The sequence below is a fragment of the Leptospira barantonii genome (assembly GCF_002811925.1).
Lineage (GTDB): Bacteria > Spirochaetota > Leptospiria > Leptospirales > Leptospiraceae > Leptospira > Leptospira barantonii.
This window is the reverse complement of the sequence record NZ_NPDS01000001.1, coordinates 402,610-416,742: the sequence shown is the minus strand read 5'-3', so window position 1 is coordinate 416,742 and position 14,133 is coordinate 402,610. Positions and strand designations below refer to the sequence as shown.

The 14,133-nt window shown below is 43.7% G+C and carries 17 protein-coding genes; 11 read left to right on the top strand and 6 right to left on the bottom strand.

Going from position 1 to position 14,133, the window contains the following annotated elements; translation table 11 throughout:
* Positions 1-19 precede the first annotated feature (19 nt).
* The 5 genes from CH367_RS01965 to CH367_RS01945 all read left to right on the top strand — a co-directional run bounded on the left by CH367_RS01965 (position 20) and on the right by CH367_RS01945 (position 4,451).
* Positions 20-442: an MAPEG family protein gene (locus CH367_RS01965; protein WP_100761314.1), complete on the top strand. Its 423-nt coding sequence runs from the start codon at positions 20-22 to the stop codon at positions 440-442.
* A 4-nt stretch (positions 443-446) separates the two neighbouring features.
* Positions 447-896: a hypothetical protein gene (locus tag CH367_RS01960; protein WP_100760825.1), complete on the top strand. Its 450-nt coding sequence runs from the start codon at positions 447-449 to the stop codon at positions 894-896.
* Positions 880-1,311, top strand: coding sequence for a PRC-barrel domain-containing protein (locus CH367_RS01955; RefSeq protein WP_100760823.1), 432 nt, complete (start codon positions 880-882; stop codon positions 1,309-1,311). The genes CH367_RS01960 and CH367_RS01955 overlap by 17 nt, the downstream gene beginning before the upstream one ends.
* A gap of 57 nt (positions 1,312-1,368) precedes the next feature.
* On the top strand, positions 1,369-2,085 hold the full coding sequence (locus CH367_RS01950) for a phosphate signaling complex PhoU family protein (protein ID WP_100760821.1): 717 nt from the start codon (positions 1,369-1,371) through the stop codon (positions 2,083-2,085).
* 140 nt (positions 2,086-2,225) lie between these two features.
* A complete protein-coding gene (locus CH367_RS01945) occupies positions 2,226-4,451 on the top strand; it encodes a WGR domain-containing protein (RefSeq protein ID WP_100760820.1) in 2,226 nt (741 codons plus the stop codon).
* 108 nt (positions 4,452-4,559) lie between these two features.
* Here the strand turns inward: CH367_RS01945 and CH367_RS01940 are convergent, their stop codons facing one another.
* The 4 genes from CH367_RS01940 to CH367_RS01925 form a co-directional block, all read right to left on the bottom strand.
* Positions 4,560-5,369, bottom strand: coding sequence for an SPFH domain-containing protein (locus CH367_RS01940; RefSeq protein ID WP_100760818.1), 810 nt, complete (start codon positions 5,367-5,369; stop codon positions 4,560-4,562).
* Between the two features lie 26 nt (positions 5,370-5,395).
* Positions 5,396-5,752 (bottom strand): FxLYD domain-containing protein, encoded by a 357-nt coding sequence (locus tag CH367_RS01935; protein WP_244284475.1) that lies wholly within the window; start codon positions 5,750-5,752, stop codon positions 5,396-5,398.
* Between the two features lie 230 nt (positions 5,753-5,982).
* Entirely contained in the window at positions 5,983-6,657 is a 675-nt protein-coding gene (locus CH367_RS01930; protein WP_100760816.1) for a hypothetical protein, read from the bottom strand.
* Complete coding sequence (locus CH367_RS01925) at positions 6,654-7,361, bottom strand: alpha/beta hydrolase (protein ID WP_100760815.1); 708 nt, start codon at positions 7,359-7,361, stop codon at positions 6,654-6,656. The genes CH367_RS01930 and CH367_RS01925 overlap by 4 nt, the downstream gene beginning before the upstream one ends.
* Positions 7,362-7,521: 160 nt before the next feature.
* Between CH367_RS01925 and CH367_RS01920 the strand changes: the two genes are divergently transcribed.
* Positions 7,522-8,289, top strand: coding sequence for a beta-ketoacyl-ACP reductase (locus tag CH367_RS01920; protein WP_100760814.1), 768 nt, complete (start codon positions 7,522-7,524; stop codon positions 8,287-8,289).
* A 160-nt stretch (positions 8,290-8,449) separates the two neighbouring features.
* Here CH367_RS01920 and CH367_RS01915 read toward each other — a convergent pair whose 3' ends face one another.
* Positions 8,450-9,160 carry a class I SAM-dependent methyltransferase gene (locus CH367_RS01915; RefSeq protein WP_100760813.1) on the bottom strand — a complete coding sequence of 237 codons (711 nt, stop codon included), beginning with the start codon at positions 9,158-9,160 and terminating at the stop codon, positions 8,450-8,452.
* A 48-nt stretch (positions 9,161-9,208) separates the two neighbouring features.
* Positions 9,209-10,171 (bottom strand): ABC transporter permease, encoded by a 963-nt coding sequence (locus CH367_RS01910; protein ID WP_100760812.1) that lies wholly within the window; start codon positions 10,169-10,171, stop codon positions 9,209-9,211.
* A gap of 253 nt (positions 10,172-10,424) precedes the next feature.
* On the opposite strand from CH367_RS01910, the gene CH367_RS01905 reads away from it, so the two are divergent.
* From CH367_RS01905 to CH367_RS01885, 5 genes are all read left to right on the top strand, one after another.
* On the top strand, positions 10,425-11,477 hold the full coding sequence (locus CH367_RS01905; protein ID WP_100760811.1) for an Lsa36 family surface (lipo)protein: 1,053 nt from the start codon (positions 10,425-10,427) through the stop codon (positions 11,475-11,477).
* 262 nt (positions 11,478-11,739) lie between these two features.
* Positions 11,740-12,900 (top strand): thiolase C-terminal domain-containing protein, encoded by a 1,161-nt coding sequence (locus tag CH367_RS01900; RefSeq protein WP_100760810.1) that lies wholly within the window; start codon positions 11,740-11,742, stop codon positions 12,898-12,900.
* A gap of 2 nt (positions 12,901-12,902) precedes the next feature.
* Entirely contained in the window at positions 12,903-13,259 is a 357-nt protein-coding gene (locus CH367_RS01895) for a Zn-ribbon domain-containing OB-fold protein (protein WP_100760809.1), read from the top strand.
* A 115-nt stretch (positions 13,260-13,374) separates the two neighbouring features.
* Positions 13,375-13,791 carry a c-type cytochrome gene (locus CH367_RS01890; protein WP_020985592.1) on the top strand — a complete coding sequence of 139 codons (417 nt, stop codon included), beginning with the start codon at positions 13,375-13,377 and terminating at the stop codon, positions 13,789-13,791.
* Positions 13,792-13,882: 91 nt separating this feature from the next.
* Entirely contained in the window at positions 13,883-14,095 is a 213-nt protein-coding gene (locus CH367_RS01885) for a hypothetical protein (protein ID WP_100760808.1), read from the top strand.
* Positions 14,096-14,133: the final 38 nt, after the last annotated feature.

The window sequence follows — 14,133 nt, the reverse complement described above, 5'->3', positions numbered from 1 at the left end:
ACAAACAATGGAGAATGGAATGAATCCGGCAATCGTAGCGTTATTAGGCTTTTTACTTTGGACTCTTATACTCGGACTCTGGCTTGTGAGCATACGAACTTTCAAAGTGTTGATCAAAGAAAAACAATCGAACGAGTTCCCGGCGGGAATCAAACACGGAAGCGAATTCTATTGGAGACTCAACAGAGCTCACGTCAACTGCATCGAGAACCTTCCGATCTTTGCAAGTTTGGTTTTGATCGGAGCCTTTACGGGAGTTATAGACGAAACGTTCGCGCTCGTATCTCAAATCGTTTTCGGCGCGAGAATTTTCCAAACGCTTTCGCATCTCAGTTCCGGTTCCGTTCTCGCGGTCAACGCTCGTTTCACCGGCTTCGTAACTCAGTACGGATGTTTTGCATTTCTGCTTTGGCAGATTCTCCATAAAGCCGGAATCGTCTGAATCGATGATCGTATTTGCGGATAAAGAAAAGGAGCCCAAGGAAGCGAAAAGTTTCTGGGCTTCTCTCGGAAGAAACGTAATTTCCAAATCGGGAGAAAACTCGGGAAGACTCGTCGACCTTTGTTTTCTCTCCGGAAATCTTTCCGGCATCGTGGTCCTCAAGGGATTTCGAAAAATCTATTTTTCCAGAGAACATCTCAAGACCGATTCTAAGGAAAGAATTTTACTGAAGATCGATCCGCCGAGCAATCTATTGGGCAAACGAGTTTACGACAAGAACGCAAGATTTTTAGGGTCGGTAGCCGAAATTCAAGTTTCACCCGGAACGGTCAAACTCATCCGTTTTTGGGTCCGCAAGTTTCCGTTCACACCCAAGTTGGAATTTTATCCCGAAGACATCCAAACCTCCATTAAGAATGTCTTATTAAAAAAAGAACATGCAAAACGAAGATAATATCACCTCGGACGATATTCTCGGTAAAGAAGCTCTCGATCCGGAGGGCCAGGTTCTCGGAGTTGTGGTAAAACTTCATATCGATCGGGCGGAAAAAAAGATCACCGGAATTACGATCGATCAAGGTTTTATGAAGCCGGATCTTTTTGTGGGAATCGATTACGTAAGAACTCTCGGAGTGGACGCGATTCTTCTGAACACGATCCCTTTCGAAAAGTACAAGGGTTTGAAAGTTCTAAACAGCGACGGTTCTGAAAACGGAATCGTGGAAGAAGTGATTTCCAAAAACGGAAAACTGGAATTTCTGATCGTAAAGACCTCCATCAATCCACTCTCAAAGGATAGAAATAAAATTCCGGCTTCCAAGATTCAGGAAATCGGAGACAAGATTTTGTTAAAAAGAAAATCTACTTGACCGAACGATTTTTTTAAGAACGATTCTTTTTACATTTCTTTTGTCCGTTTAGTTCTTATGTCTTCCAAGTTCGACTTCCTTCGCAAAAATTTATACAGCATGGCCGAACTATGCCTGGAACAAGTCCTTCTTCTCGACGACGCTCTGGAAAAGGACGATACCGAACTTGCAAGAAAGCTAATCGACCGCGACGATCTCATCGACAATCTCGAAAAACAAAACGACAACCTTTCTCAAAACGCGATTTTGGAAGCGGTGGCAAACCGCAATTCCATGGGAATGGACCAAGTGGACGGAGAAGTCGTTCTCAAACGAGATCCTCTTCGTTTCGCGCTCTCCGCGATTCGAATCACGAGAAACTTGGAAAGAATGGGAGACCAGATCGTAAACTGCGCCAAATGTTTTCGAAGAGGTTTGATTCCGAATCGATTCTTTTGCGACGAGGAAATTCTCAACAAACTCTTATCCAGGGTCATCACAATCGTGGGAATGGCGGTCGAATCCTTAGTGGAAGAAAAGAATCGTTTCTATGGAAGCGTTCATTCCGTGGAAGAGGAAATCAACAATCTCTGCCAATCCGCCTTTCTTAAATTTGTGATGGATCCGAGATTGGATAAGAATCAATTTGCGGACGTATATCGACTCATTCTTTGTTTGGAAAGAACCGGTGACTACGCGGTGAACATCGCGGAAGAATTGGTTCGTTTGAACACCGGAATGGACATTCGTCACGTTTCCGATCCCGTTCAAGCAATCGCAAAAACCACAAGTTGATTCTTTCAACTGATCGTCGTTTGTCGAATATTCTGGAAATATAATTCAATCAATTTCAGAATATAATCTGATTGGCAATACTCGAATGTATCGGTTATACTGCTCGAGTCACTTTTATCATAAAAGAATTTGGTTCCAGCATGAGAAAACACTTCATTCGTTCGGAAAACGGCTCCGAAAATTTTTGGCAAATCGAACTTTCGGGATATTCCTTGATTCTTTCCTCGGGAAAAAAAGGCTCCGTGGGCAAACGCTCCATTCGTATCTTCGAAACGCGAGATCAATGTCTCAAAGAATTCGATAAACTCGTGAGTTCAAAATCGAAATCCGGATTTCAAGAATCCGATCACGTTCCGAATTTCAAAACCCTGAGCGGAAATCAAAACTATCTCGAAACATGGAATCGTATCGTGGAATCTTCCGAGCCCAAGGAAGCGCTTCGTTCTCATTTTCAAGTTTTGACGGAAACGGAAGAATGTAAGGAAGTCCTCAATCAGATCGTTTCCAAAATCGAAGACATCTATGTTGAAAACGATCAATTCGTGTTTACTCTTCCTTGGCACTACGACGAAGAAACCAAAGTGCATATCCGATGGAGTTCTCCTTATCTCGGAAAAATTCATCCCTCCGTTCCGGGTTCGACCGCAAAGTTCGTGTCCGTTTTCAACGGAGTTTCCTTCAACCATGACAACGACGACTTCGCGAATCTTTATGTGGAAGGCGTTCGGCCTTACGGAGAAAAATCGGCCCGCGTAGAAGGAGACGGCGGTTGGGAAGAAGAAATTTTAGAAGAAGGAGAGGATTGGTGGATCTCCCCTCTTGAAATCGTGGAAAAGGATTTCGGAGACGTTCAATGTTTCGGGGCTTACGACGAATGTCAAAACTGGTTCGTATTTCACCCGATCGTCAAAAACAAATTCGGAGAACTCGGGATCACCACCGTCAGTCACGAATCCTGCGAGCTGGACGAAACGGTCGTTCGCTACGGAATGGGCGGTTTTGTTCTTCGGGAAATCGCTTCTTGGATTTTAGATCTCCAGATCGACTCGGGACACGATTTGTCGCTTTCCGGTTCGCCGGTCGTTACGAGAAACTTTCAAGAGTTCATGGCGAAAAAGGCCGTACAACTTTCCGAAAATCGTCCCGAGGTCGCCAAACGTCTGTTAGAGTATGATTGGCATTCTTTGGCTTCTTATATACACAAAACGATTTTGAAATGGGTCGACTTTCTTTCTCAAGACGGCGCGGTGAACGACGAGATTCTCGTGATCGATTCGTATTGGGACGACGCCGGTGAAGTTGTATTCTTAGGTTTCGATTGGCATTCCGGAAGCGACTACGAGGACGCGATCTCGGAAGGAGCGAACTTCATCGAATACATTCTCGACTTTACTCCGTTCTATAAATCCGTTTTGGGCAACGCTCCGAGTTCCGAATTGAGCGGAGACGAGATTACTGAAATCTTAGAAGACGACTATTCGATCACACGAGATATTCTCGCGTATCTTTCCGTCGAGAACTTGATCTCCGTCGCCAACGGAGAGGATTTTAAAAAACTTCCTTTGGACGAGAAAGGCGTTTATATCGCGTATTCGCATTATCACGACGAAGAAGCCGAAGTCGCTTATCATTCTTCCGAAGGAATCAAAAAGGAATTTTTCAAAAGTTTATTCTCGACCGAAGGTAAGAATAAAAAGGAAAGAGAGGTTCCCGAAGACGAACAGGAATTGATCGACGATATCGTCGGCGACGTCATGGAGGACTATCCATGGGTTTGGAAAAGTACGATCGAAAAAGGAATCGATCGGATCGCGAGCAACTTTCACGAACACAAAGAACGTTATCAAAGAGAGTTCAACAGAATTCTTGAATATAAGGACAAGTCTTCGAGCGACGAAGACGAAATCACTCTGATGAATTTGGGAATGCAGATGAGTTCCGCGGCTCTCAATCGTTTTTTAAGGGAGAATAAACCGGATCCTGCGGGCTGGGTGCTTCAGTGTTATTTCGATATTTATCAAAGTTTGGGAATCGGAAGAAACTCCACTCTCAAAGGAAACGAAACCGGTAACTCCTATAACACGGCCGAATACTTTGCGGGCGACATCATCGTATTCATCGCCAAATACGGCGGAGGTAAATATCTTTCCCTACTCGAGGATCTTTTACCTTCGGACATTCAAGACGCAAGACTTGCGTTCAACCTTGCTTGTTTGAATTCTTTGGAAAAAAACAAGGAGAACGTTCTGCGTTATACGAAACTGGCCCTTCACTTGGGAAAACCTCCGAGCGATTTCGAGGACAGCGATTTCGATAACTTCCGTCACGACTCCGACTTTTCCGGATTGTTTGCGGCCACACACTGATCCCCGTATCACAATCCTAAACGAAAAAACGCGGCCCGAGACGAAATCCCGAGCCGCGTTTTTTTATAACCTCGCGCCCGAAGAAGTCCGAACGCACATTCAAAACTTTTAATCTTTGGGGCTGACTACGACCGGAAGATTGTCCTTTCCTTGCGGAATAAAAATCACCTTCGAGTTCGGATTGTCAAAAGCCTTATACTGAAGATATTTTGTGGTCAACTTCTCGTTGATGATCGCCTGAGACTTGGCCTGCGCATCCGCACGAATCAACTGCGCTTCCGCATCGGCTCTCGCTTTTCTTTTGGCGATCTCTATATTCTTTTCGGCGATTTCAAGTTCGTATTTCTGTTGTTCGAGTTCCTGTTGTTTGGTGAGTTTCGCCTCGATCGCGTGTAACATATTCGGAGAATATTCTATGTCGTCGAGAATCACGTCGAACACCTCGATGTGTTTGCCCTTGGTTCTTTCCACGACCGCGGACTTAATATCCTTTGCGAGAACCGCGCTGTTCTTGGAGATCTGAATCATCTGGTGATGCGAAACCACGTTTCGAATCGAAGCCCTGAACTCGGGTTGCACAATACTTCTGTAATATTCGGGACCGACCTCGATATGAAGCTGATAAATTTCCGCCCGGATCGGACGAAGAATAATCACCGCTTGAACGTCTATCTTCAAGTCGTCGTTGGTGAGCACGTCCACTTTTTCCTTATGAGAATCCCACTGAGTGGAATACGTATAAATATCGTTCCAAGGAAGCAACCAATAGAATCCGTTGAGAACGGGATCCTGACTGAGTCCGACGTCCGTGATTCCGAACGGTTTCCAAAACAATCCGATCTGTCCCGGATGAACGGTGGAACCGCAGTTCAAGGTGAAAACCAAAAAACACGAAAGAAAGAATTTGAATCTATTCATAAGTAATCTCTTATATCCTTTTTTTATTAATTACCGTCTTCGAACTCGATCGTAAACCGTTTGATCAGTTTCGGATCCACGTATTTGGCGCTCGCGTAAAAATCCCTTTTATGACCCACGGGTAATCCCTGAACCGCGAACCGGCAGGATTCCAATAGAAAATCGTCCTTATCATAAAGGTTCATGGTGAAAAAAGCTTCCGCGTGATCCTTGCCGGAAACGTTTTCTATCTGCCCGTTGATTTCAAGAAAGGTGAACTGATCCTGAAGCCCGACGTTGTAGTATTTGTATTTTCCGTCGAGGGTGAGTTCCCCGTTTGATTTGCTCCAACTCAGAGCCGGAATTAAAAGAAAGAAAAATAATACGAAAGGAACAACTTCCATTATGATTCTTTTACGTTTGGAAAGAATTTGTCTGCCGAAGAGAACGGCGTTATAGGATTTATCGCTCATAGAATACCCGATTTAAAAGCGTATCATTGTATTGAAAAAACGGAAGCCGCTTTCCGATTAGTTTCCGATATTTTCGGAATTTTTCAAATATACGATGCAAAAAAGGAATCTTCTACAGAAAAATCCGAACGAAAATTCCATTCCGTGTTTCTTATATAACTCTAACCGTTCTCCGGAACTTCGTCGAGATAACTTTTCAATTCTTCCTTGAGTCCGGGAGGCAACTGAAGTCCGGAACTTTCGATTCTCTCGTTGTATTTGCTAAAGGAAAATCTATGTCTGGAGGTTCTTAGATAATCCTCCAAAGCTTCCGAACCCCAATCGAGAATATCCTGGATGAACTCTTCGTTCTCTTCGAGTTTTTCGCAATAAGGAATGAAGAGAGGACGGTTAACGGGTCTTCCGATGGTCCTATAAAACATCAATCGTTTGAGAAGATCGCTGTCCTTTAGATTTTCCTTTTTCTCCATCGCCTTTTCGACCATTCTTAGATTGATACAATCCAAAAATTCGACCTTTAGGTTTTCGTCGTTCAAACGTTTACAAAGGGAGGATTTGATTTCTTCGGTTTCGTAAAGAAAGTTAGGACAGTATTCGGGACATTCCACTTCTTTATGAAGATCGCAAAAGTGAAGTAGAATACAATCGATATCGGAAGCAGTTTCCACGATTCCGAAATTAATCGAACCCAAGATTTCGACTCCGGTATGAAAACCCTTGTCTTCCAATTCCTTTAAGGCGATTCGAAACGCCTGCATTCTTTTCAGGGCTTCTTTGGTATCGTAGTTCCGATATTTGTTTTTTAAAGCGATGTATTTCTCTACGAGTTTCGTCATCCGGTGATGTTCCTGAGATACAGGTTCATACCCCTAAGTACGATCTCGGGAATTTCGTGTCCACCCGGAAAAGCGATCATTTCCCCTTTCCATCCGGCTCCGATTAACAGTTGTTCCAGTTTTTTCGCGGCGGGATAACCGAGGACCTGATCCATTCTTCCGTGACTCTGAAAGAATTTATATTCCTTCTTCTTTTCGGCGAGTCTCTTCCAATCCGTTTCGCTGATCAACGTTCCCGAAAGAATCAACAAACCCGCGGGAGAAACTTCGGAATGAAGAACGATGTCCGTTGCGAGCATCGCACCTTGGCTGAATCCACCGATGATGATCTTTTCCATCGGAACACCGAGAGTGGAAATCATCTCCATCGCTTTTTCACGCGCGCTTTCCAAACCAGCAGGATAACGATCCGAAAAATCCCGATAACCTCCGGTCATCATCGCTCTTTGTAAGGCTTCCATATCGATCGGAAACCAAGCCCTTCCGTTGTAACCGGGCATCACCGGAATTTCCAAAACTCCGTTGGGGAACAACCAATTGGTTCCGTCGGGAAGATCCAAGTACGCGCTGAGCGGTGAAAGATCGTAAGCGTTCGCTCCGTAACCGTGAAATAAAATCACCGTATATGCATCCGGGTTTCCCGGTAAATGAACCGCTTCGATCGGACCCACCATTTCTAAAGGACGATTGTAAGAAGACTGCATGTTTAAATTCTCCAAAAATGAAATGAAAGAATGTTCATCTAACGAATATATAGTTTCAATTTAGAAACGCAAAGGAAATTCGAAAGAAAGTTTTTACTTGGCAATTCTATTTCTCTTACGGAAATGGAAAGCCAATTAGAATCTCGACACGAGGGAAATCATGTCTAAACAGTTTGAAGGGAAAGTAGCACTCGTTACCGGAGCGGCGTCTCCTCGCGGTCTCGGAAGAGCCATCGCAAATACAATCGCAAAAGAAGGAGGCGACATAGTCGTAGTCGACCTCAATAAAGAACATATCGAACAAGCCGCGACCGACATCGCTAAAGAATTCGGCGTTAAAACTTTAGGGATTCCCTGCAACGTCACCAAACCGGACGACTGTGAGGCCGTGATCGCGGGTGTTAAGGAGAAGTTCGGTAAATTGGATTTCCTCGTGAATAACGCGGGAGTACTTAAGGATAATCTTTTCATAAGAATGTCCGAACAAGAATTCGACTTCGTTCTCGACGTAAACTTAAAGGGAGTTTTCTTGATGACCAAGTATGCTTCCAAACTTCTTCTCAAAGCCGAGTCCGGAAGAATCGTAAACATTTCTTCCGTTTCCGGTCTTACGGGACAACCGGGACAAGCAAACTATTCCTCTTCCAAAGCGGGAGTGATCGCTCTTACAAAAGTTGCGGCAAGAGAATTTGCGGGAAGAAACGTTCTTGTAAACGCGGTATGTCCGGGTTTCGTTCAAACCGATATGACTTCCTCTTTACCGGAAGAGGTTCAAAAGAAATTGACCGATCCTATGTTCATTCCTTTGAGAAGACCTGGAACACAACAAGAGATCGCCAACGCGGTTAAGTTTTTCTTAAGCGATCAATCCAACTATATCACGGGAACGTATCTGAGAGTGGACGGAGGCGCCGCGATCGGAATGTAAGATCCGTTGCAACGCGGAGGGAAGAATTCTTTTTTATCTCTGCGTTGTTTGTTTTGTTTGTTGTTTTAGTTGCACCGCATCCCCGCAGTCGGGTTGTTTCGTATCCGGATTCTTCTTCTCCTGAAAATTTTTTCCGCACCCAACCGAACCGAACATTCAGTTAACAAACGTTAGATGGTTCAGATTTCATTCCGGAAACTCCGGTTACGATTCCACCATACCAACGAAAAAATCTCAATTTTGAAAATACGGAACGATAGAACGTTTCGTCAGAAAAAATACTTCCGAAGTCATAAATCGAATCCGTTAAATATTTCCTTTTCACGAACGGATACGAAAACAGTCTTGCGATCAGAGGAAGAAAAAACAAAAAATAAAATTTCCAGAATATGGAAACGAAACCGATAGGTTTGGACAATTCCATAAACACAAAGGTTCCCGAAGGTTTTAAAATTCGATACACTTCCGAAATCAAAAGAACCCTCTGCTCGGGTTGTAAGGTCTTAAGTCCAAAGCTACAACTCACAAAATCGCAGTGATTCGAAGGAACCGAAGAGCACAAAGCGTTTTCGTTAAAATAAAAAACGTCCTCTTCTCCGAAACGATCTCGCGCGACTCGAATCATGCCGTCGGAAACGTCCACGCCGATGATTTTCCCGCACTGAAAATCTTTTTTTAAAATTCCTATGTTGTTTCCGTTTCCGCACATCAAATCGCAGACGATTCCTTCGTTCGAAGGGTTCAAAATTCTTAAAAAACGTTTTCTCGTCCGATTGGCCAACCCAAAGGTAAAAAATTCCATCAGATGATAACTCCTCGAAAACAGATCGAAAAATCTCCTTTGATTCTCGACGTTACCCGATAATATCATATTTTTATTATATTCTAATCCGATCCGAATTCGCGAAACGAATTGAAATCATCTGGACTCGAGTTTTTCTTTGACCTTGTTCAGAACGTGAAGGTGCATCTCGTCCACCAGATAATTCTCCCATAACTCCCAATAAAACTTCGGACCTAGGTTGTTCACGTATTTCGTAACGGCGATTAGTTTGGTTCGATTTCCGGAAATTTCCATCAATTGAAATTCTCCAGATTTGGCCCAAATCTTTCCGCGGATATGTTTCGGCTCCACTTCTCCGTAAAGCGAAGTTTCCTTCATGGTGACCTGGGGTTCGGGAAAGGAGAAGGATATTTTTTCCTGGTTCACAAAGGAATCGATATCCGCCGAGGCGGAGCCGTTCGTATAATCGCAATATAATATTCTTTTTTTATTATATTCTACGATTTTCATGGAAATCGGATAGGAAACTCCGTTGCGAAGAAAAAAGTTGTTCGCCTCTCCGAACTCGAACGGGGAGACGAGTTTTTCCCAGATTTCCTTTTTAGAAGCGTCGACTTCGACCCAGGTTCGGACTTCGTGCAGATCCGATTCTTTGTCGCCGTAGTCGTAAAGATACGCGGAAACGTTAAAAAACAAAACCGTCAATATCAGCAGATACTTGGAAAAAACTCTCTGATAAATCACGGAGCCGAATAACGTTCCGATAAAAAGCAGAACGTAGACGATGGGGAGCGCCATCAAAATACAGATTATTCCTTCCTTTGCGTAAACAAAAAATACGAGAATGGAAAGGATCGTAAGTATAAACGTCACTTTGAAAACGTAACCGAAAGTCCGTACGGCGTCTTTTGTAAAAATGGAAATGAGAAATCCGCCCAAGGCACCCAGTGAAAACGGATATGCGATAAAAAGAACGTATCCATAATTTCCATTGAGAGCCCAAAACGGAGCGAAAATCAGAAACGCAATCAACGCGCCTGCGATCACACAAGCGGTTATGATTTGTGCGACTTTAAATTTTCGTTTTTCCGTTTCCATAAAAGTTCTCCTTAAACGATCCGGGGATTTAAAAACGCAAAACTTTCCGAGATCTAAAACCGGATTCTGCAGAGACGTTAATTTCCATCAACAATATTTTTGAACATGTTCAAAAATATTGTTCTTTCAAAAGAATACTCTTCTTCAAGCAAAACGACTTCCGGAAATCGGAAAAAGATAAAAGAATTTCGCAGGTTTCGCGCTTCGTAAAACGCTTTCCTAAGAATGCGTTTTTCACAAACTGTTCCCAACCTTGAAACATTACGTCTTTATAATTCTTTTTTTATTCTTAGTTTCAAAAAGCTCGTATTCCGAAGCGCTTTGCATCGGTGTGGAATGTGCGTCGATTCCAAGCGAAATCACGTTCGGCGCAAATCTGATCGATCCCGCGTTAGACGCCGTTTATACAAAAGAATTTCTTCTTTCCATGGGAGAATCCGCCGTTTTACAAAACATCAATTCTTCCTTGTTGGGTGGAACCCGTTTGACTAAAGGGAGAATCGGTCTTGGTTACTCGGTCGCAAGAACGAACCTGAGTCCGAGAAATTATTTTTTCGAAAACTCGGAACTACGCGAACTTCCGAAACAAGGAATCGCCGCGTCGCCCTCCGTCAATTTAGGAGTGAACTTGGGAGCTTTGTTCTCGAATTCGAATTCCGAACTTTACAAATGGAATCTTCACTTTCATTATTTTCCGTATCAACTTTCGGAACAGAACGTTCCTTTTTTAAAAATCAGAAAAACGGACTTACACGGCAAGGTCGCAAACTCGGGACTCAATCTAAGATACTTTCCTTTTGCGGAAAAAAATTCTTCGGAAGAAGGTACAAACGACGGACTTTCTTTCGGATTCGGTTTATATCAATCCTTGCAGACGATTCAACTTCATTCTTACGATCGAAGACCGACCAACGTCAATCTTTCAGGTCAAAGAAGAAAGTGGATCGGGATCAACGATCTTTCCTACAACTCGAATCTGTATTCCGCGACCGTAGACTTTCGTTATGCGAAGACGATCGGATTCTTTACCATGTATGGGGGTTTGGGCGCGATGTATAACCAAGGTACGGTGAACATTCGAGTCGATCGCAACGTGGCACTTTCATCTTCGAGCAATCGGGATGATTTTTTGACAAACCCTACTCTTGCGTTTATAGACTTAAAACGAAATCTTTTTATCAGTCATTCGAATTGGTATGGAACGATCGGAATGGAATTTAGATGGAAGAACGCAAACTTCCTTCTTGAATATTTAAAAAATCAAAACTCGGAATCGGTCAGCGCGGGAGCGGCGTTTCATTTTTAAAAATCGAAGGAATTCCTACTTTAGGCTTTTATCCAAAAACTAAAACTCTCCGTCTTGTAGGATCTCATACTGATATTTCCCTACAAAAAAAGAAGTGCACTCGAAAGCCTTTCCTGATTCTTCTTCCATAGATTCCGATCGAAAACGACCTTACCAATGAACGTTCATTCATTTTAAAAAACGTTTCAAAAAGTTTGTTCCGATCGGCGCTTTAAAAATCAGTATATTCTAAAATTCTAATTTTATAAACGGAGAGACTTCCATGAGAGAAGTAGCGATCATCGGAGCTTACGAAACGGAACACGGAAATCATAAGGACAGAACCTTGAGGGATCTTGTAACCGAAGCGGGAAACGGAGCGATTCTGGACGCGGGTATCGATCGTAAGGAAATCCAAGCGGTTTTCGTGGGAAACTACGCGGGTAACGAATTCAACAAACAAAACACGATGGGTTCTTATGCGGCCAACTTACTCGGATTAGGCGATCGTCCTGCGATTCGCACCGAAGGAGCCTGCGCATCCGGAGGAATCGCGGCGCGTCAGGGATTCTTGGCCGTAGCCGCCGGGATCTACGATACGGTTTTGGTTCTTGGTGTTGAAAAGATGAACGGGCTCGATCCTGAAACGACGATGGAAATCGTAGCAAGAGGTCAAGATGCGGATGTGGAAGGCGGTTATTGTATTTCCGGACCTTCCGGTTTCGCCCTCAACGCGATCCGTCACATGTACGAATTCGGAACGACCAAAGAAATGCTCGCAAAGGTCGCAGAAAAGAATTACTATCACGGAAGTTTGAACCCGTTCGCACACAAACAAAAGGAGATTTCGTTTAACAATATCATGAGAGCGAGAATGGTCACAACTCCGTTTGGTTTTCATGACGTTTCCTTAGTGACGGACGCAAGCACCGCGCTTGTGATCACTACCTTGGACAAAGCGAAATCGATTCGCAAAGATCCGGTTGTCATCAAAGGATCGGGAATCGGAGGAGATTATTTCAACGTCGCATTAAAAAAGGATTCGGTAAGTTTTCCCGCAACGGTTCAAGCCGCCGCAGAAGCATTTAAAATGTCCGGAGTAAAACGGGAAGAAATCGACGTTTTGGAATGTCACGATTGTTTTACGATTACCGAAATCATCAACATCGAAGATCTTGGTTTTGTGGACAAGGGCAAAGGCGGTTCTTATACGATGGACGGACATACCCGTCTCGGCGGAAAACTTCCCGTAAACACATCGGGCGGTCTCAAAGCGAAAGGACATCCTGTCGGAGCGACCGGAATCGGCCAGATCGTCGAAATGACGTTTCAGCTTAGGGATCAATCGGATAAACGTCAAGTGACCAACGCGAGAACCGCATTGACACACGTGTTGGGCGGACCGGGCGCGGTGAGTTGTATTCATATTCTTCAGAGGATTTAAACATGTCGGAAACTATATTAGAAATATTGAAAGGAAAAAAATGCGACGACTGCGGTTTTCAAATGACGGAACCTTCGGTTGCTTGCACGCAATGTGGAAGTTCGAAAACGTCCGAAATTCAATTCTCCGGTAAAGGAAAAATTTATACATACACGGTTGTGCATGTAGGCTTCGGTCATCTCGCAAAACGAGCGCCTTATGTTCTCGCCGTGATCGAGTTGGAGGAAGGAATCAAAACGATGGGAATCTTGGAAGGAGAAGTTTCCGGTGTTGCCGTAACCGAATCGGTAAAGATCGATCTTCCTGTTCGATTTCAAAGGGAAGAATCCGGAACCGGATTCATTTTCAACCCCGCTTAATTCTTTTACGGGGCTTGAGAAAAATCAAGTCCCGTGACAATTATCTGACAAAAAAATTCTATCGTGAATTTTCCTCCTAAGATAAGCTGGTTCGCATATATAGAGGTGATTTTCGATGAACTCCAAAAATATGATCATTTCCATCGTAATCGCTCTTACCTCTTTGGTTCTTTTTCTGAACTGCGGAGATAAGTCCGAGAAACCAGCTGAAACTCCTGCGCCTGCCGCGACGGAAACCGCTTCAGCTCTAAGCCCCGAACTTCAAAAAGGACAGGAAATCTTTTTACAAAATTGCTCTTCCTGTCACGGTGAAAAAGGAGCTGGAGACGGAGCCGCGGCCGCGAGCTTAAATCCGAAACCTCGTAACTACAAGGCGCCTGCCGCTCAGTGGAAGAATGGAAACACGGAAGCGGGAATCTTGAAAACTTTGAACAACGGGATCCCAGCGAGTCCGATGGTCGCTTACAAGTTCTTAGGCGACGAGAATTTGAAACTACTTGCAAAATACGTAGTTCACCTTTCTCAAAACTAAGAATCCCTTTCGGATCGGAAGACTTTCGTTTTCCGGTCCACTTCCGGTTTTTCGACTGGCATTTTTTAAACCCCAAAAGCACGTTATTCTTGTGAATCCCAATAACCAACCACCCTGCGGTGAAGACTGCGGAATCAGTAGGACCTCTCCCAACTCAAGGGAAGAAAAAACTTATACCAAACTCGGCATCTTTTTGATCCTGTTTGGAATTTCATCCAAACCTAAGTCCGTTAAATTTTATTGCAAAAAATGTGGGCGACAATTTGACCAATTGTCTCCGACCGAGCTCGGAAATTATGCGTAATTCGATTGACTTTAATGGAATTTAGCGATTTTTAGTTG